Raw genomic sequence first — 16234 nt, 5'->3', positions numbered from 1 at the left:
CCGAGGCTTGGGAGCATAGGTGGTGTGGAAAGTGGAGCAGGAGAAGATTGTTCGCCTCCTCAAATCCGAGAAGTTGCGATTCTTGATCGTGGGCGCGGGCAATACCGTGATCGGCTATGCCTGCTTCCTTCTGACGTTCGCACTCATGGATCCCTGGGCAGGCCCGGTCGCCATTCTTGTCGCCGCCTATCTGGTCGCACTTCCCATAGCCTTCGTCAATCAGCGGGTGTTCGTGTTCCGTTCACGGGCGCCCTGGGTACGCGAGTTCGGCCGGTTCCTGCTGGCCAACTCCACGATATTCGCAATCAATGTGGTAGCACTGCCGATCTGCATAAGGCTCTCTGAAGGTGACCCGCGCGTCGTCCAGGGAGTGTTCGTGATGGTTTCGACTGTCGCGAGCTATTTTGCTCACAAGTATTTCTCTTTTTCCCGGTGACCCGATGCGTCGTATTCCGTTGTTGATTCCGAGGATGCCGTCTGCGGACAAGGTGTATCCGTATCTCCGAAAGATTGACCAGAATCGGATTTACACCAATTACGGCCCTTTGAACGCCGAGTTCGAGCAGCGCCTGGCGACCGAACTCGGCCAGGGGCTTGAACCGGCCCATCTGACGACGGTCTCCAACTGCACCGTCGGCCTCGAGCTGGCCATCCAGGCACTTGCCTTGCGTGCAGGCGCGCGGGTCCTGTTGCCCTCGCTCACCTTCGTCGCCACGGTCACTGCGATTGTCAGGGTGGGGGCGACCCCGCTGTTCAGCGACATCGACCCTTCCGGCTGGTGCCTGACTCCGGCCATTGCCGAGGAGGCGCTGGCGCGGGGTGAGATCTTCGACCTGGTGATGCCGGTCAGTACATTCGGCAAGCAGCACGATGTCACCGCCTGGGATGACTTCAGCGCAAAGACCGGTATCCCGGTGCTGATCGACGCGGCAGGTGCCTTCGGGAACCAGCCGATCGGCCGCACGACGGACGTTGTGTTCAGCTTCCACGCGACGAAATCCATCGGCAGCGGTGAGGGCGGATTGATCGTGTCGTTCAATGCCGAGCGCATCCGGCGCATCCGTCAGTTGGCCAACTTCGGCATCGACGCCGCCCGTGGCGAGCTGATCGGACTGGGGACCAACGGCAAGCTCAGTGAGTATCACGCTGCAGTCGGGTTGGCGGCACTGGACGAGTGGCCCGACATTGTCGAGCAGCGGCGCGAGCTGCATGCCCGCTACCTGCGCAAGCTGCAGCAGGCCTGCCCGAGCGTGGGGCTGCAAGAAAAGGATCCCGATGGTATCTATCCGCTGCTTCCGGTGCTCCTGCCTGACGGTGTCGACGCGCTGGCCATCGGTGACGCATTGCGCGAGCAGGGTATCGATACCCGGCGGTGGTACTGCCCGCCGTTGCACGCGCATGGCGTGCTGGCCCATTTCGACCGCTCGGACTCGCTGGGTGTTACCGCTGCCATCGGCGACCGCATCCTCGGTCTGCCGTTCTTCGCCGGTATCACTGACGAGGAGATCGGCACCGTGGTCGATTCGCTCGCACGGGCGATTTCCACCGAGACCGCCGGAGTCGTCCAGTGAGCACGATCAGCTACGTCATTCCGGTCTATCACAATGAAGGTTCAATCGAGCTGACCTGGGCTGCGATCCGCGACCTGTTCGCCACCAGCCTGCCCGAACACGACTACGAGATCGTGTTCGTGAATGATGGCTCCAAGGATGGCTCCCATGCAGAGATGCTGCGTGTCAGTGCGCAGGATCCGCGCGTGCGATCGATCTCCTTCACCCGCAACTTCGGCCAGCTGTCGGCTACGTTGGCCGGCTTCGACGCCGCCAGCGGCGACGCGGTCATCAACATGTCCGCAGACATGCAGGATCCGGTCGAGTTGACCGCCGAGATGATCCGCAAGTGGGAACAGGGCAATGAAGTGGTCATCGCGCATCGTGCGGACCGTGAGGACAACTTCACTTCCTCGATGTTTTCCCGCATTGTCTACGGCATCCTGCGCATGTCCAACCCGAACATGCCGGCGGGCGGGTTCGATTTCACCCTGATGAGCCGCCGTGCGCTGACGCTCTTCATGAGCATGAAGGGGCGCCATCGTTTCTTCCAGGGTGACGTGCTCTGGGCCGGCTTCCCGACCGCCTACATTCCGTACGTGCGGCGCAAGCGCGAGATCGGCAAGTCGCAGTACAACTTCAGCAAGAAGCTGAAACTGGCCTTCGATTTCATCATCGACGGTTCCTATCTTCCGATCCGTCTCATGTCCTTGTCCGGCACCGTGCTGGCCATGCTGGGGCTTTGCTATGCCGTCGTGATCGCGGTTTCGCGCCTGTTCGACCTGACGCCGTTCTCGGGCTGGGCGCCGATCATGGTGGCGATCCTGGTGGTGGGCGGCATGATCATGTTGATGCTGGGTGTCATCGGCGAATACCTGTGGCGGATTCTCGACGAGATCCGTGCCAAGCCGATGTACATCGTCCGAGAAGATACAGCTGAAAAGGCTGCCATTTCCAAGAATGAGGTGGAGTAACACTGATGAGTAATAACGACGAGCGACTGGTATCGGTCTATTCGGCCGCCCTGAACATCGACGCTTCCCGCGTGGTCGATGGCCTGCTTTACAACAGCATTCCGGAATGGGATTCGATTGCCCACATGCTGCTGGTTTCGCAGCTTGAGAATGAGTTCGATGTCATGTTCGACACTGATGACATCATCGATATGAGCTCGGTCGCCAAGGCCAAGGAAATCCTGGCGAAGCACGGCGTCGAGTTCTGATATGGCCGGTTTGCTGGAAGGAAAGGTTGCCCTTATCACGGGGGCGTCCCGCGGCATCGGAGAGGCAACGGTTCGTGCCTACCTGCAGCAGGGCGCACACGTTGTGGCGACTGCCAGGGACACCGCCGCTCTGCAGCCGCTGCTCGACAGCGTGCGCACGAGCATGCCTGAGGCACGGCTGGAGGCGGTTCCGCTTGACGTGACCGATCCGGTTTCCGTGCGTGATGCTTTCCAGTCCGTGTTCAAGCAGCACCGGCGGCTGGACGTGCTCGTTTCGAACGCGGGCGTCCTGCAGGATGCCCTTATCGGCATGGTCACGCCCGAGCAGATCCAGCAGGTATTCTCGGTCAACACCTATGGCGTCCTGTACTGTGCTCAGTATGCGAGCCGACTGATGGCACGCAACGGTGGTGGCTCGATCATCAATCTTGCATCCATCATCGGCGTGAACGGCAACGTTGGCCAGGCGGTCTACGGTGGCAGCAAAGCGGCCGTGGTCGGCATCACCCTGTCGCTCTCCAAGGAGCTCGCGCCGAACAACATCCGCGTCAATGCGATCGCGCCAGGATTCATCGACACGGACATGGCGCGCTCCATCGGTTCGGAGAAATATGCCGAACGCGTTGCGTCCATCGCCATGGACCGGGTGGGTGCGCCGGCAGAAGTGGCCAACGTGGCAGTCTTCCTCGGATCGGATCTGGCGTCCTACGTGACCGGTCAGGTGATCGGGGTCGACGGCGGGATGCTGATCTGATGTTCGCCCGTGTACTGGAGCAGCACGGCGACCAGATTGCCGTGATCCTTCCCGGCGGAGAGTCACTGGCATACCGCGAACTGGCCGCGCGCGCGGACGCTGCGTGGGCTGCTGTCGATCCGGCCTGGGGCGTCATCGCCCTCGAATGCGCCAATACGCTGGACAACCTGCTGGCCTATCTGGGCGCGCTGCGTGCAGGGCAGCCCGTACTGCTGCTGGATGCCTCGTTGAACGACACACTGCGCGAGCAGGTCATTGATCATTACAGCATCAGCCACGTGCGCCGTCCTGATGGCCAGTGGCATGCAACTGGCAGGCGCGCGGCCGCCGTTTCTGCTGAACTGGCAGTCCTGCTGCCGACATCGGGTAGCACGGGATCGTCAAAGCTGGTGCGTCTTTCTGCAGGAAACCTACAGGCCAACGCCCAGTCGATCCAGGATTACCTGGGGATCGACAGCGCGCAGCGGGCAATCACCTCGTTGCCCATGCATTACTCCTACGGTCTGTCGGTGATCAACAGTCACCTGCTGGCCGGTGCGACGTTGCTGCTGACTGCCGAATCCGTGGTTTCCAGGTCATTCTGGGACTTTTTCCGGCAGCACGAAGCGACGAGTCTCTCCGGTGTTCCGACCCACTACGAGATGCTGAAGCAGTTCCGCTTCGAGCGCATGTCGCTGCCTTCACTGCAGACCCTGACGCAGGCGGGAGGCCGCTTGGCCGAGTCGACCATCGAGTGGTTCCACAACTTGGCCGAGCAGCGCGGCCAGCGCTTCTTCGTGATGTACGGTCAGACCGAGGCCACAGCCCGGATTGCCTATGTCCCCCATGACGTGTTGGCCAGCAAGATCGGGTCGGTTGGTGTTGCCATTCCAGGCGGAATGCTATCGTTGGTGGACGAGCAGGGGCGGGTCATCGAGCGGGCCGGCGAGGTGGGTGAGCTGCGCTATCGCGGCGCGAACGTGATGCTGGGGTACGCCGAGGGTCCTGGCGATCTGGCGTTGGGCGACATCCAGCAGGGTGTGCTAAGTACGGGTGACCTGGCGCGTTTTGACGACGACGGGTACTACTACGTGGTTGGCCGCTTGAAGCGGATGATCAAGGTATTCGGCAACCGCTTCGGCCTGGACGAGATGGAGTCCACGCTACGAGCCGATGGCTGGGATGTGGTCATGACCGGACGCGACGACCTTGTTGTCGCGATCCTTGTCCGGCCCGAGGATGATGCCTGCGAGCGTCTGAGGCAGGACATCGCAGCGCGCTACAAGCTGAATCCAATCGCGGTGAGGGTGCTGCCGGTCGACGCCATTCCGCTGTCCTCGTCGGGCAAGATTCTGTATGCAGATCTCCTTCAACAGGCTGAGGCAGGCCAAGGGGCAGCCCGTGCAACGTGATTACTTCGACCTGCCTGTCTATGGCATCGGGGCTGCCGAGAAGGAAGTCCTGCTCAAGCAGCTGCTGAGCAGCTTGACCGTGCATCATGCCGAGCACTGCGCGCCCTATGCGCGCGTCCTGCAGGCCCACGGGCATGCGCCTGGCTCGGAACAAAGCGTCGACCAGGTTCCTTTCCTGCCCGTACGCCTGTTCAAGGAGTTCGAGCTCAGCTCGACACCGGCCGATCAGCGCTTCAAGGTCCTCACCTCGTCGGGCACGACGTCGCAGACCGTCTCCAGAATCATCCTTGATCGCGATACGGCGGCTGCGCAGACGCGTGCGTTGGTGCTGATCATGCAACAGTTCCTCGGCAAGGCCCGCTTGCCGATGCTGATCATCGATCATCCCGGTGTGGTGAAGGACCGCGCCAATTTTTCCGCGCGTGGCGCTGGCATTCTTGGCCTGTCCAACTTTGGGCGTGACCATACCTATGCGTTGAACGACGATATGTCGATCAATCTCGAGGCAGTGAATGCGTTCCTGGAGCGGCATGCTGGCCAGCGCGTGTTCCTGTTCGGCTTCACCTTCATGGTCTGGAAGTACTTTGTCCAGGCGTTGAAGGGGCGCAGTGATGTGCCGCGGTTCAGTGATGCCGTACTCATCCACAGTGGTGGCTGGAAAAAACTGCAGGATGAGGCGGTAAGCAATGAAGAGTTCAAGCGGTCACTGGCCGAGGGTTTCAATATCGGCGCTGTGCACAATTTCTACGGCATGGTCGAACAGGTTGGTTCGATCTTCGTCGAGTGCGAGCACGGCCGGCTGCACTGTCCTGCCTTTGCTGATGTGAGGATCCGTGCACCGAGCACGTGGGAGCCACTGCCGGCGAACATGCCGGGCATTATCCAGGTGCTGTCGGTGTTGCCTACCAGTTATCCGGGCCATAGCCTGCTGACCGAGGACATCGGCGAGTGGACCGGCGTGGACGATTGTCCGTGTGGCCGCTTGGGCCGCACGTTCCGCGTGCATGGCCGGGTGGCGCGCGCGGAACTGCGTGGTTGCAGCGATACCCATGCTGCCGATGCAGCAACCGCCCCCCTTTGATGCACGCCCATGAGTAATTACGAGTCCCTTATCGCAACGGCCCCTGACCTGGACGTCCTAGCCGAGGCCCCCCCCCTTGCCGCGTTCGCCGAGCCCTCGGTGGCATTCGTCGATGCTCTGTCCGCAGAGCTGTTCCGCATGCCCGAGGCACGGAGTTATCCCGAGCTGAGCGCGCTGGCATTCTGGATGCGGCGCTCGAGCATCGTGCGGCTGAAGGAAGCTCATGGTCGCCGTCACGACGGCCATCTGTCAGTGGCACGCGGAACGGTTCTGCATTTCGCGCCTTCCAACGTGGACACGATCTTTGTCTACTCGTGGTTCATTTCGCTCTTGTGTGGCAACCGCAACATCGTCAGGTTGTCGACGAAGGCATCAGTGCAGACCGACCTGCTGGTTGCTGCAATCGGCCGGGTGAGCGCGCGTCCCGAGCATGCCGAGATTGCCAGGCGCAGCCTGGTAGTGCGCTACGCAGCTGACGCCCGCACCACTGCATTGTTGTCCGCTCACTGCGATACCCGTGTTATCTGGGGCGGCGATGCGACAGTTGCAGCGATCCGTCAGGTGCCCTTGCCACCGACTGCGACCGAGATTGCATTTGCAAACAAGTTCTCGCTCGGTCTCTTCGATGCGGCCGGCTGGATATTCGCCTCGCCCGAGCAGAAGGCGCGCTGGATCGATGGGTTCTTCAACGATGCCTACTGGTTCGATCAGATGGCCTGTTCGTCGCCGCGGCTGATTCTCTGGATCGGAAGCCCGGAGCAGGTGGATCAGGCACGGGACGGCTTCTGGCCCGCACTGGAACAGAAGGTGCGAGAAAAGGGTGTTTCCTTCGGCGACGTCGACTATGTGAACAAGCGAATCGCGCAGGATGTGCTTTCCATCGAGGCCGATGTCAGCATTCCGGCGGCAAGCGGCAACGATGTTGCGCGCCTTTGGCTTGAGGTTCCGGCATTGCATGCCGATGCACACTGCGGTGCGGGGCTCTTCTTCGAGTCTCGTATTGCGCATCTGGATGCGCTTCGTCCACTGCTTTCCCGCAAGGTTCAAACGGTTTCCTACCTCGGTATGCCATCGGATCAGCTGCGGTCCTTCGTGCAGCAGATGCCGTTGGCCGGTGTTGACCGCTTTGTTCCGGTGGGAAGTGCGCTTGATTTCAGCAGTGTCTGGGACGGTTTCGATCTGATGACCGTGTTCACGCGCGAAATCACGGTTGCCTGATCGAAGTTGTACGTTCAAAACGGAGAAGACGGATGCCATTGATTAATGATCGTGCCATCGATTCGGTGGTGATTGCCGGGGCCGGTGGCTTCGGCATGGAAGTCTTCGATTACCTCAGCGCAGACGCCCGCGGTGGCGGGCCGACGATCTCCGGATTCATCGATGACGGTGCAGATAATCCGATTCCTGCCCAGCTTGGTTCGACCCACCTTGGGGCAATCGGCGACTATCGGCCCGTAGAACGCGAGGCTGTGGTCGTTGCGGTTGGCTCGGTGAAGGGACGTCGACTCATCCTGTCACGTCTCTGGGAGATGGGGGTGTACGCTCCCCCGTTCGTGTCGGCCAACACGGTGATCTCTCCGAATGCGCAGTTCGGCGATGGTGTACTGGTGTGTCCCTTCAGCGTGATCAACCGCAATGCGGTGCTGGGCCGGGGAGCGGCGGTGAACGTGCACTGCAGTGTGGGCCACGGTGCCCATGTCGGGGAGTTCAGCATCCTTTCTCCCTACGCTGCGCTCAATGGCGATGCGTCGATCGGCGACGATTGCTTCCTGGGCACCCGCGCGACGATCTATCCCAGGACCCGTTTGGGAGTCGGGTGCATTGTCGACAGCCATACAGGTGTGCGCGCAAGTGCAGGTGATCGCCAGATGGTCTCCGCGCGCGGAACCTACCAGGTGATCGCGCTCCGGACCTGACGATCCGGAGCACGATCGGAGCGGATCAAGCCAGCGCAGCTTCCAGCTCCGGCAGGATCGCAAACAGATCCCCCACCAGACCAATATCGGCAATCTCAAAGATCGGCGAATCCGGATCCTTGTTGATCGCCACGATCGTGCCTGCATCCTTGATGCCGGTCAGGTGCTGGATGGCACCGCTGATACCCACGGCCACGTACAGTTCCGGCGCGATGATCTTGCCGGTCTGGCCGACCTGCAGGTCGCTGGGCACGTAGCCGGCATCGACCGCAGCGCGCGAGGCACCGACGGCGGCACCGAGCTTGTCAGCCAGCTGGAAGATGACCTTGAAGTTCTCTTCCGAACCGACACCACGGCCGCCGGAGACCACGCGCTTGGCGCTCTGCAGGTCAGGGCGGTCGCTGGCACCCGCGGCGAGGCCGACGAAGCGGGTGTGGGTCGGCAGGGCAGCATCGACGCTGGCCGCTTCGACGACGGCGCTACCGCCCTGGGCGGCTTCCGGCCACGACGCGGCACGCACGGTGGCGACCACGATCTGGTCGGCCGGGACTTCCACGGTGATGATCGCGTTGCCGGCGTAGATCGGGCGCTTGAAGGTATGGCTGCCTTCAACGGTCATCAGGTCGGAGACCTGGTTGACGCCCAGCAGCGCGGCCACGCACGGCATCAGGTCCTTGCCGAAGGTGGTCGACGGGCCGAACACGTGAGTGTAACCCTTGGCCAGCTGCGCGATCTGCGGCGCCAGCACTTGGGCGATGGCCTGCGCGTTGGCGGCGTTGGCCACGGTCAGGACCTTGGCGACGCCACTGATCTTCGCGGCCTCGGCGGCAACGGCGGCCGGGTCGGCGGCCAGCACCAGCACGTCGATGCTGGCACCGCTGATGGCGGCAGCAGCGCTGACGGTTTTGGCGGTGGCGGCGTTGAGCTTGCCGTCGTGGTGTTCGGCGATGACGAGAATCTTGCTCATTACAGCAGCCCCTTCTGCTTGAGTGCGGCCACCAGTTCGGCCGCGTCCTTGACCATCACACCCTTGCTGCGCTTGGACGGTGCAGCGTATTGGGTGGTCTTGAAGGTATCGGCGGCTTCAACGCCGAGGTCGGCCAGCTGCAGGGTCTCCAGCGGCTTGGCCTTGGCCTTCATGATGTCCGGCAGCTTGATGAAGCGCGGCTCGTTCAGGCGCAGGTCGGTGGTGACCACCGCCGGCAGATCGACTTCCAGCGTTTCCAGGCCGGCGTCGACTTCGCGGGTCACCGTGGCCTTGCCGTCGGCAATGTCCAGCTTGCTGGCGAAGGTCGCCTGCGGGCGGCCCCACAGCATGGCCAGCATCTGGCCGGTCTGGTTGGCGTCGTCGTCGATGGCCTGCTTGCCCAGGATCACCAGGTCCGGCTGTTCCTTCTCGATCAGCTTGAGCAGGGTCCGTGCGGCGGTCAGCGGCTGGATGGCCTGGTCGGTGACCACATGGATGGCGCGGTTGGCGCCCATGGCCAGGCCGTTGCGCAGGTGCGCCTGGGCATCGGCCGGAGCAATGGTGGCGACCACGACTTCGCTGGCGATGCCCTTGTCGCGCAGGCGCAGGGCTTCTTCCAGGGCGATTTCGTCGAAGGGGTTGGGGGACAGCTTGACGCCGTCGGTGACCACGCCGGAACCGTCCGGCTTGACCTGAATGCGGACGTTGTAGTCCACCACGCGCTTGTACGCGACGAGGATTTTCATCTGGTACGGGGTCCTTCAATAACGGAGAGAAAGTCCGGTCCTCGCACAGCAACCGGTTCGGGGGTGGGATCCCGATTCTAGCTGGCTTGGGACGACCATGCGAATGCGTATGGTTATGCTGCGCTGCGGCATGGCTCGCGTGAATCCAGTGCGTCGTTCACGTCACGCAGGCAGTCGTGAAGACGAACCACATGTATCCTGTGCTGCTGTGCTGGGGTGCTTCATGGCACCCCTTGGATGAATTTCGATCAGGAGAACAGGTAGTGCCCACATGGCTTGTCACCGGCGGTGCCGGATTCATTGGCGGTAACTTTGTTCTCGAAGCGGTCGCCCGTGGCATCAAGGTCGTCAATCTCGACGCCCTGACCTATGCCGGCAATCTGAAGACCCTGTCCAGCCTGGACGGCAACCCGAACCACGTGTTCGTGCAGGGTGACATCGGCGACAGCGCCCTGGTCACCCGCCTGCTGGCCGAACACCAGCCCGACGCCGTACTGAATTTCGCCGCTGAGAGCCACGTGGACCGTTCCATCGACGGCCCGGGCGCTTTCATCCAGACCAACGTGGTGGGCACCCTGGGCCTGCTGGAAGCGGTCCGTGACTACTGGAAGGCGCTGCCGGCCGAACAGGGAGCGGCCTTCCGCTTCCTGCACGTGTCCACCGACGAGGTTTACGGCACCTTGGGCGAGACCGGCAAGTTCAGCGAAACCACCCCGTATGCCCCGAATTCGCCGTACTCGGCGTCGAAGGCCGCTTCGGACCACCTGGTGCGTGCGTTCCACCACACCTACGGGCTGCCGGTGCTGACCACCAACTGCTCCAACAACTACGGCCCGTATCACTTCCCGGAGAAGCTGATCCCGCTGGTGATCGCCAAGGCGCTGGCCGGCGAGCCGCTGCCGGTGTACGGCGATGGCAAGCAGGTGCGCGACTGGCTGTTCGTTTCCGACCACTGTGAGGCGATCCGCACCGTGCTGGCCAAGGGCAAGGTCGGCGAGACCTACAACGTCGGCGGCAATTCGGAAAAGCAGAACATCGAAGTGGTGCAGGCGATCTGCGCCCTGCTGGACCAGCGCCGCCCGCGCGCGGATGGCCAGCCGCGCAGCAGCCAGATCACCTATGTCACCGACCGCCCCGGCCATGATCGCCGCTATGCGATCGATGCGTCCAAGCTGAAGAACGATCTGGGCTGGGAACCGGCCTACACCTTCGAGCAGGGCATCGCCTTTACCGTCGACTGGTACCTGGACAACCAGGACTGGGTCAACGGCGTGCTGGACGGCAGCTACCGTCTGCAGCGCATCGGCACTGCGGCCTGAACCCTGGAGACGACATGACGCAGCGTAAAGGCATCATCCTCGCCGGCGGCTCCGGCACCCGGCTGTATCCGATCACCAAGGGCGTCAGCAAGCAGCTGCTGCCGGTGTACGACAAGCCGATGATCTACTATCCGCTCAGCGTGCTGATGCTGGCGGGCATCCGCGAAGTTCTGATCATCAACACCCCGCACGAGCAGGCGCTGTTCCAGCAGCTGCTGGGCGACGGCTCGCAGTGGGGTATGGACATCCAGTACGCGGTGCAGCCGAGTCCGGACGGCCTGGCCCAGGCCTACCTGATCGGCCGCGACTTCGTCGCCGGCAAGCCGAGCTGCTTGGTGCTGGGCGACAACATCTTCCACGGCCACGGCCTGCGCGAAGTGCTCAAGCGCGCCGACGAACGCGTGGATGGCTCGACCGTGTTCGGCTACTGGGTCAATGATCCGGAACGTTACGGCGTGGCCGAGTTCGACCAGAGCGGCAAGGTGATCGACCTGGTCGAGAAACCGGAAAAGCCGCGCTCCAATTATGCGGTGACCGGTCTGTACTTCTATGACGGCAACGCCAGCGATTACGCAGCCGAACTGAAGCCGTCGCCGCGTGGCGAACTGGAGATCACTGATCTCAACAAGCGCTACCTGGCCGAAGGCAACCTGCACCTGGAGGCGCTCGGCCGTGGCTATGCGTGGCTGGATACCGGTACCCACCAGTCGCTGCTGGAAGCATCCAACTTCATCGAGACCATCCAGACCCGCCAGGGCCTGCAGGTCTGCTGTCCCGAGGAAATCGCGTTCGGCAAGGGCTGGATCAACGCCGAGCAGCTCGAAGCACTGGCTGCGCCGCTGATCAAGAATGGCTATGGCCAGTACCTGCATACGCTCGCGCAGCGCGGAGTCGTTCCGTGAAGGTGATCGAGACTTCACTGCCGGGGTGCCGGGTGATCGAACCGGCGGTATTCGGTGACGAGCGCGGGTTCTTCTTCGAGACCTGGAATGCCGAGCGCTTTGCCGCACTGGGTTTGCCTGATCGCTTCGTGCAGAGCAATGTCTCAACGTCGGCCAAGGGCGTGCTGCGTGGCCTGCATTTCCAGTGGCCGCGGCCGCAGGGCAAGCTGGTCAGCGTGCTGGAAGGCGAGGTCTACGACGTCGCCGTCGACATCCGCCGCGGCTCGCCTACCTTCGGTCGTTGGGAGGCGGTGGTACTGAGTGCTGAAAACAGGAAGCAGTTCTGGATTCCGGAAGGCTTCGCCCATGGATTCGCTGTGCTGTCCGAGCGCGCACTGTTCAGCTACCTGTGCACGGATGTCTACGTAAAGGAAGCCGACGCCGGCATCCGCTGGAACGATGCCGACATCGCAATTGACTGGCCGATCAGTGCACCGACCTTGTCGGCGAAAGACGAGAACGCGCCATTCCTGAAGGACATTGCTGAAGACCGCCTGCCGGTCTACGTGCCATGACCGTGCTGGTGTTCGGTGGCAACGGCCAGGTCGGCCAGGAGCTGCTGCGCGCGCTGGTGCCGCTGGGCAAGGTGGTCGCGACTACCCGCAGCGGCCAGCTGCCGGACGGCAGTGCATGCGAAACGGCCGACTTCGGCCAGCCCGACAGCCTGCCGGCACTGCTGGATCGCGTGCAGCCGTCGCTGGTGGTCAATGCGGCCGCCTACACCGCCGTTGACCGCGCAGAGCAGGACGCTGATGCGGCCTTCGCTGCCAACGCGCAGGCGCCGGGCGCAATCGCGCGCTGGTGCGCGGCCCACGGCGTGCCGTTCGTACACTATTCGACCGACTACGTGTTCGATGGCCAGGGCAGCGCGCCCTATCGCGAGGACGAGCCGACCGCACCGCTGGGCGTGTATGGCACCAGCAAGCGCGATGGCGAGGACGCGGTGCGTGCGGCCGGTGGCCGCCATCTGATTTTCCGCACGGCGTGGGTGTATGCCTCGCACGGCGCGAATTTCCTGCGCACCATGCTGCGCGTCGGGGCCGAGCGCGATGCGTTGCGGGTGGTGGCCGACCAGGTCGGCACGCCGACGCCTGCCGCGCTGATCGCCGATGTCAGCCTGCAGGCGTTGCAGCATCCCGGGCAGCTGTCCGGGACCTGGCACCTGACCGCCAGCGGCCAGACCAGCTGGCATGGTTTTGCCGAGGCGATCTTCGCCGAAGCGTTGGCTACCGGCGTGTTGGCCAAGGTGCCGACGGTCGAGGCGATTCCCAGCTCCGAGTATCCGACCCCGGCCAAGCGTCCAGCCTGGTCGGTGCTGGACAACCGCAAGCTGCAGCAGGATTTCGGCATCGTGCTGCCAACCTGGCAGGACGGCCTGAAGCGGGTGATGGCGGAGCTGGCCTGATGGCCGTAGCGCCGGGCCATGCCCGGCGATGCCGCGCGGCCGGGCCGATCAGGAACGGGTCAGAGCCCGCTGCGCAGCAACGGGATCCGACCCCGGGCAAACCTCAACTGCGCCCGTAGGTATCCTCGAAGCGCACGATGTCATCCTCGCCGAGGTAGCTGCCGGACTGCACTTCGATCAGTTCCAGCGGCAGCTTGCCCGGGTTGCGCAGGCGGTGGGTCACGCCCAGCGGAATGTAGGTGCTCTGGTTCTCGCTGAGCAGGATCACTTCATCGCCACGGGTCACCTCGGCGGTGCCGCTGACCACGATCCAGTGCTCGGCGCGATGGTGGTGCATCTGCAGGCTGAGCGTGCCACCGGGCTTGACCGTGATGCGCTTGACCTGGAAGCGCTCGCCGTTGTCGATCGAATCGTAGGCGCCCCACGGGCGATAGACCTTGCGATGCCAGGTGGCCTCGCTGCGGCCCTTGGCCTTCAGCTGTGCCACCACGGTCTTGACCTCCTGCATGCGGTCGGCTTTGCCGACCAGTACGGCATCGTCGGTCTCGACCACGATCACGTCATCGAGGCCGACCATGGCCACCAGGCGCTGGCCGTAGGCATAGGTATTGCGGCAGTCGATGGCGATCACGTCGCCCTGGTGGGCATTGCCGTCGCCGTCCTGCTGCGAGACATCGCGCAGCGCAGTCCACGAACCGACATCGTTCCAGCCCGCATCCAGTGGAATCACCACCGCATCGGCGGTCTTCTCCATCACCGCGTAGTCGATCGAATCGGACGGAACGGCAGTGAAGGCGTCCTTGTCCAGGCGGGTGAAGTCGGCGTCGCGGCGGGCCTGCTGCCAGGCCTGGCGGCTGCCAGCCAGCATCGCGGGCTGGAAGCGTTCCAGCTCCTGCAGGTAGCGCGAGGCCTTGAACAGGAACATGCCACTGTTCCAATAATACTGGCCGCTGCTGACGTAGCCGGTCGCGGTGTCCAGGTCGGGCTTCTCGACGAAGCGCTCGACCGCACGCAGGCCCTGGCCATCGGCGGCCTTGATGTAGCCGTAGCCGGTTTCCGGTCCGGTCGGCACGATGCCGAAGGTGACCAGCTTGCCGGCCTCGGCAGCGCCGGCCGCCGCCTGCACGGCGCTGCGAAATGCGGTCTCGTTGGTGATCACGTGGTCGGACGGCAGCACCAGCAGCAGGGCGTCGGCACCGTCGCGGGTGGCTTCCAGCGCGGCCACTGCGATCGCAGGGGCCGTGTTGCGACCGATCGGCTCCAGGATGATCGCGGCCGGCTCGGCCCCAACCTGCTGCAGCTGCTCGGCGGCGACGAAGCGATGCTCTTCGTTGGCGATCACCAGCGGTCCGCGCGCGGCGATCGGCGCCACGCGCTTCCAGGTGGCCTGCAGCATCGTCAGTTCGCCCGCCAAGGGCAGGAACTGCTTCGGATACGCCTCGCGCGAAAGCGGCCACAGGCGGGTACCGGATCCACCGGACAGGATGACGGGCTGGATGCTGCTCATGCGTTCCTCGGTTACTGCTGGATCAGGCGGGAGATGTCGTCGGTGCGCGCCTGCATCAGCGCGGCATCGCCCCGGGCTTCAACATTCAGGCGCAGCAGCGGCTCGGTGTTGGAGCTGCGCAGGTTGAAGCGCCAGTCGCCGAAGTCGGCACTGATGCCATCGGTGTGGTCCAGCGTGGGCGACTGCGCCGCGAAATGCTCCATCACGCGCGTGACGGCGGCCTTGGCATCGGCCACCTTGAAGTTGATCTCGCCACTGCACGGATAGGCAGCCATGCGGTCTTCGACCCAGTCGGCCAGCGAGCGCCCGCTTTCGGAAACCAGCTGGGCGATCAACAGCCACGGGATCATGCCCGAGTCGGCATAGGCGAACTCGCGGAAATAGTGGTGGGCGCTCATCTCGCCGCCGTACACCGCGTCTTCGGCGCGCATCTTTTCCTTGATGAAGGCGTGGCCGCTCTTGCACTGCACCGGTACGCCGCCGGCCTGTTCGACCATGTCCACGGTGTTCCAGACCAGGCGCGGGTCGTGCACGACCTTGCCGCCGGGGTTGCGCGCCAGGATTGCCTTGGCCAGCAGGCCGACCAGATAGTAGCCCTCGATGAAGCGGCCGGTGTGGTCGAAGAAGAAGCAACGGTCGAAGTCACCATCCCAGGCAATGCCGAAATCGGCGCCGTGTTCGCGCACCGCGTCGGCAGTGGCGGCGCGGTTCTCCGGCAGCAGCGGGTTGGGAATGCCGTTGGGGAAGCTGCCGTCCGGTTCGTGGCAGATGCGGATGAATTCGAACGGCAGGTGCGGTGCCAGCAGGTCGACGATGGCACCGGCGCCGCCGTTGCCGGCGTTGACCACCAGCTTCAGAGGGCGCAGCTTGCCAGCATCGACATAGCTCAGCAGATGCTGGATATACGCGCTCTTGTCGTGCCGCGCGCTCTGCGCGGCACGCGGCGGTTGCGCCTCGGACGTGTCGGCGGCGACCGCATCGGAAATCGCGAACAGGCCGGTATCGGAGCTGATCGGCCGCGCGTTCTCCTTGACCAGCTTCATGCCGTTGTAGTCCATCGGGTTGTGGCTGGCGGTGACCATCACGCCGCCGGCCGCGCCCAGATGGTCGGTCTGGAAATAGACTTCTTCCGTGCCGCACAGTCCGATGTCGATCACCTCGCGCCCGGTACCGCGCAGGCCTGCGGCCAATGCATCCTGCAGCGCGGGGCTGGTCAGGCGCACATCATGACCCAGTACCACCGGGCCCGGCGCAAGCTGCGCCGCCAGCGCCACGCCGATGCGGCGGGCCAGATCTTCGTTCAGTTCTTCCGGCACGCGGCCGCGGATGTCATAGGCCTTGAAGGCGGGCAGGGGCATTGATCGGATCCTGGATGAGGTCAGCGCCGTAGTTTACGGCCACGGATGTGTGGGAACCGTTTTCCGGAAACGACGCC

At 63.6% G+C, this 16234-nt stretch carries 17 protein-coding genes; 13 read left to right on the top strand and 4 right to left on the bottom strand.

Annotation, left to right across the window (positions count from 1 at the left end; all coding sequences use genetic code 11):
• The first annotated feature begins 19 nt into the window (after positions 1–19).
• From HMPREF3114_RS09140 to HMPREF3114_RS09100, 9 genes are read left to right on the top strand one after another with little or no spacing between them, the layout of a single operon-like run.
• A complete protein-coding gene (locus HMPREF3114_RS09140) occupies positions 20–436 on the top strand; it encodes a GtrA family protein (protein ID WP_080375070.1) in 417 nt (138 codons plus the stop codon).
• A 4-nt stretch (positions 437–440) separates the two neighbouring features.
• Positions 441–1571 carry a DegT/DnrJ/EryC1/StrS family aminotransferase gene (locus HMPREF3114_RS09135; protein ID WP_070489632.1) on the top strand — a complete coding sequence of 377 codons (1131 nt, stop codon included), beginning with the start codon at positions 441–443 and terminating at the stop codon, positions 1569–1571.
• Positions 1568–2524, top strand: coding sequence for a glycosyltransferase family 2 protein (locus HMPREF3114_RS09130; protein WP_053497917.1), 957 nt, complete (start codon positions 1568–1570; stop codon positions 2522–2524). The genes HMPREF3114_RS09135 and HMPREF3114_RS09130 overlap by 4 nt, the downstream gene beginning before the upstream one ends.
• 5 nt (positions 2525–2529) lie before the next feature.
• Positions 2530–2772 carry an acyl carrier protein gene (locus tag HMPREF3114_RS09125; RefSeq protein WP_043398768.1) on the top strand — a complete coding sequence of 81 codons (243 nt, stop codon included), beginning with the start codon at positions 2530–2532 and terminating at the stop codon, positions 2770–2772.
• Between the two features lies 1 nt (position 2773).
• Positions 2774–3526: an SDR family NAD(P)-dependent oxidoreductase gene (locus tag HMPREF3114_RS09120; protein WP_053497915.1), complete on the top strand. Its 753-nt coding sequence runs from the start codon at positions 2774–2776 to the stop codon at positions 3524–3526.
• On the top strand, positions 3526–4917 hold the full coding sequence (locus tag HMPREF3114_RS09115) for an AMP-binding protein (protein WP_053497913.1): 1392 nt from the start codon (positions 3526–3528) through the stop codon (positions 4915–4917). The genes HMPREF3114_RS09120 and HMPREF3114_RS09115 overlap by 1 nt, the downstream gene beginning before the upstream one ends.
• Entirely contained in the window at positions 4862–5998 is a 1137-nt protein-coding gene (locus HMPREF3114_RS09110; protein WP_080375069.1) for a LuxE/PaaK family acyltransferase, read from the top strand. The genes HMPREF3114_RS09115 and HMPREF3114_RS09110 overlap by 56 nt, the downstream gene beginning before the upstream one ends.
• 9 nt (positions 5999–6007) lie before the next feature.
• Complete coding sequence (locus HMPREF3114_RS09105) at positions 6008–7216, top strand: acyl-CoA reductase (RefSeq protein WP_070489630.1); 1209 nt, start codon at positions 6008–6010, stop codon at positions 7214–7216.
• Between the two features lie 32 nt (positions 7217–7248).
• Positions 7249–7914, top strand: coding sequence for a PglD-related sugar-binding protein (locus HMPREF3114_RS09100; protein ID WP_053497909.1), 666 nt, complete (start codon positions 7249–7251; stop codon positions 7912–7914).
• Between the two features lie 25 nt (positions 7915–7939).
• Here the strand turns inward: HMPREF3114_RS09100 and HMPREF3114_RS09095 are convergent, their stop codons facing one another.
• Positions 7940–8881, bottom strand: a complete 942-nt coding sequence (locus HMPREF3114_RS09095) for an electron transfer flavoprotein subunit alpha/FixB family protein (protein WP_053497907.1) — start codon at positions 8879–8881, stop codon at positions 7940–7942.
• Positions 8881–9627 (bottom strand): electron transfer flavoprotein subunit beta/FixA family protein, encoded by a 747-nt coding sequence (locus HMPREF3114_RS09090; protein ID WP_053497905.1) that lies wholly within the window; start codon positions 9625–9627, stop codon positions 8881–8883. The genes HMPREF3114_RS09095 and HMPREF3114_RS09090 overlap by 1 nt, the downstream gene beginning before the upstream one ends.
• Positions 9628–9890: 263 nt before the next feature.
• Here HMPREF3114_RS09090 and rfbB point away from each other — a divergent pair, with 263 nt between their 5' ends.
• Genes rfbB through rfbD form a run of 4 tightly spaced genes read left to right on the top strand, consistent with a single transcriptional unit; the run spans position 9891 to position 13292 of the window.
• Entirely contained in the window at positions 9891–10946 is a 1056-nt protein-coding gene (gene rfbB, locus HMPREF3114_RS09085; RefSeq protein ID WP_053497903.1) for a dTDP-glucose 4,6-dehydratase, read from the top strand.
• Positions 10947–10960: 14 nt separating this feature from the next.
• On the top strand, positions 10961–11848 hold the full coding sequence (rfbA, locus tag HMPREF3114_RS09080; RefSeq protein WP_053497901.1) for a glucose-1-phosphate thymidylyltransferase RfbA: 888 nt from the start codon (positions 10961–10963) through the stop codon (positions 11846–11848).
• Positions 11845–12402: a dTDP-4-dehydrorhamnose 3,5-epimerase gene (rfbC, locus tag HMPREF3114_RS09075; RefSeq protein WP_053497899.1), complete on the top strand. Its 558-nt coding sequence runs from the start codon at positions 11845–11847 to the stop codon at positions 12400–12402. Before rfbA ends, rfbC begins: the two co-directional genes overlap by 4 nt.
• Entirely contained in the window at positions 12399–13292 is an 894-nt protein-coding gene (gene rfbD, locus HMPREF3114_RS09070; RefSeq protein WP_053497897.1) for a dTDP-4-dehydrorhamnose reductase, read from the top strand. Before rfbC ends, rfbD begins: the two co-directional genes overlap by 4 nt.
• Positions 13293–13395: 103 nt before the next feature.
• Here rfbD and HMPREF3114_RS09065 read toward each other — a convergent pair whose 3' ends face one another.
• On the bottom strand, positions 13396–14799 hold the full coding sequence (locus HMPREF3114_RS09065; protein ID WP_070489628.1) for a mannose-1-phosphate guanylyltransferase/mannose-6-phosphate isomerase: 1404 nt from the start codon (positions 14797–14799) through the stop codon (positions 13396–13398).
• A gap of 11 nt (positions 14800–14810) precedes the next feature.
• The gene (locus HMPREF3114_RS09060; protein WP_053497893.1) at positions 14811–16157 is read right to left on the bottom strand and encodes a phosphohexomutase domain-containing protein; all 1347 of its coding nucleotides are present in this window, start codon (positions 16155–16157) and stop codon (positions 14811–14813) included.
• Positions 16158–16234 lie beyond the last annotated feature (77 nt).

Source organism: Stenotrophomonas sp. HMSC10F07 (assembly GCF_001807895.1).
Classification (GTDB): domain Bacteria; phylum Pseudomonadota; class Gammaproteobacteria; order Xanthomonadales; family Xanthomonadaceae; genus Stenotrophomonas; species Stenotrophomonas sepilia.
Note: the sequence above shows the minus strand (reverse complement) of the source record. Positions and strands in the feature narration are given on the sequence as shown.

Excerpts from the sequence above, each read along its gene's own strand:
- HMPREF3114_RS09100 (WP_053497909.1), top strand. The coding sequence starts at position 7,249 with ATGCCATTGATTAATGATCGTGCCATCGATTCGGTGGTGATTGCCGGG.
- HMPREF3114_RS09090 (WP_053497905.1), bottom strand. The coding sequence starts at position 9,627 with ATGAAAATCCTCGTCGCGTACAAGCGCGTGGTGGACTACAACGTCCGC.
- HMPREF3114_RS09105 (WP_070489630.1), top strand. The coding sequence starts at position 6,008 with ATGAGTAATTACGAGTCCCTTATCGCAACGGCCCCTGACCTGGACGTC.
- HMPREF3114_RS09065 (WP_070489628.1), bottom strand. The coding sequence starts at position 14,799 with ATGAGCAGCATCCAGCCCGTCATCCTGTCCGGTGGATCCGGTACCCGC.
- HMPREF3114_RS09060 (WP_053497893.1), bottom strand. The coding sequence starts at position 16,157 with ATGCCCCTGCCCGCCTTCAAGGCCTATGACATCCGCGGCCGCGTGCCG.
- HMPREF3114_RS09135 (WP_070489632.1), top strand. The coding sequence starts at position 441 with ATGCGTCGTATTCCGTTGTTGATTCCGAGGATGCCGTCTGCGGACAAG.
- HMPREF3114_RS09095 (WP_053497907.1), bottom strand. The coding sequence starts at position 8,881 with ATGAGCAAGATTCTCGTCATCGCCGAACACCACGACGGCAAGCTCAAC.
- rfbD (WP_053497897.1), top strand. The coding sequence starts at position 12,399 with ATGACCGTGCTGGTGTTCGGTGGCAACGGCCAGGTCGGCCAGGAGCTG.
- HMPREF3114_RS09115 (WP_053497913.1), top strand. The coding sequence starts at position 3,526 with ATGTTCGCCCGTGTACTGGAGCAGCACGGCGACCAGATTGCCGTGATC.
- HMPREF3114_RS09125 (WP_043398768.1), top strand. The coding sequence starts at position 2,530 with ATGAGTAATAACGACGAGCGACTGGTATCGGTCTATTCGGCCGCCCTG.
- HMPREF3114_RS09110 (WP_080375069.1), top strand. The coding sequence starts at position 4,862 with ATGCAGATCTCCTTCAACAGGCTGAGGCAGGCCAAGGGGCAGCCCGTG.
- HMPREF3114_RS09120 (WP_053497915.1), top strand. The coding sequence starts at position 2,774 with ATGGCCGGTTTGCTGGAAGGAAAGGTTGCCCTTATCACGGGGGCGTCC.
- rfbA (WP_053497901.1), top strand. The coding sequence starts at position 10,961 with ATGACGCAGCGTAAAGGCATCATCCTCGCCGGCGGCTCCGGCACCCGG.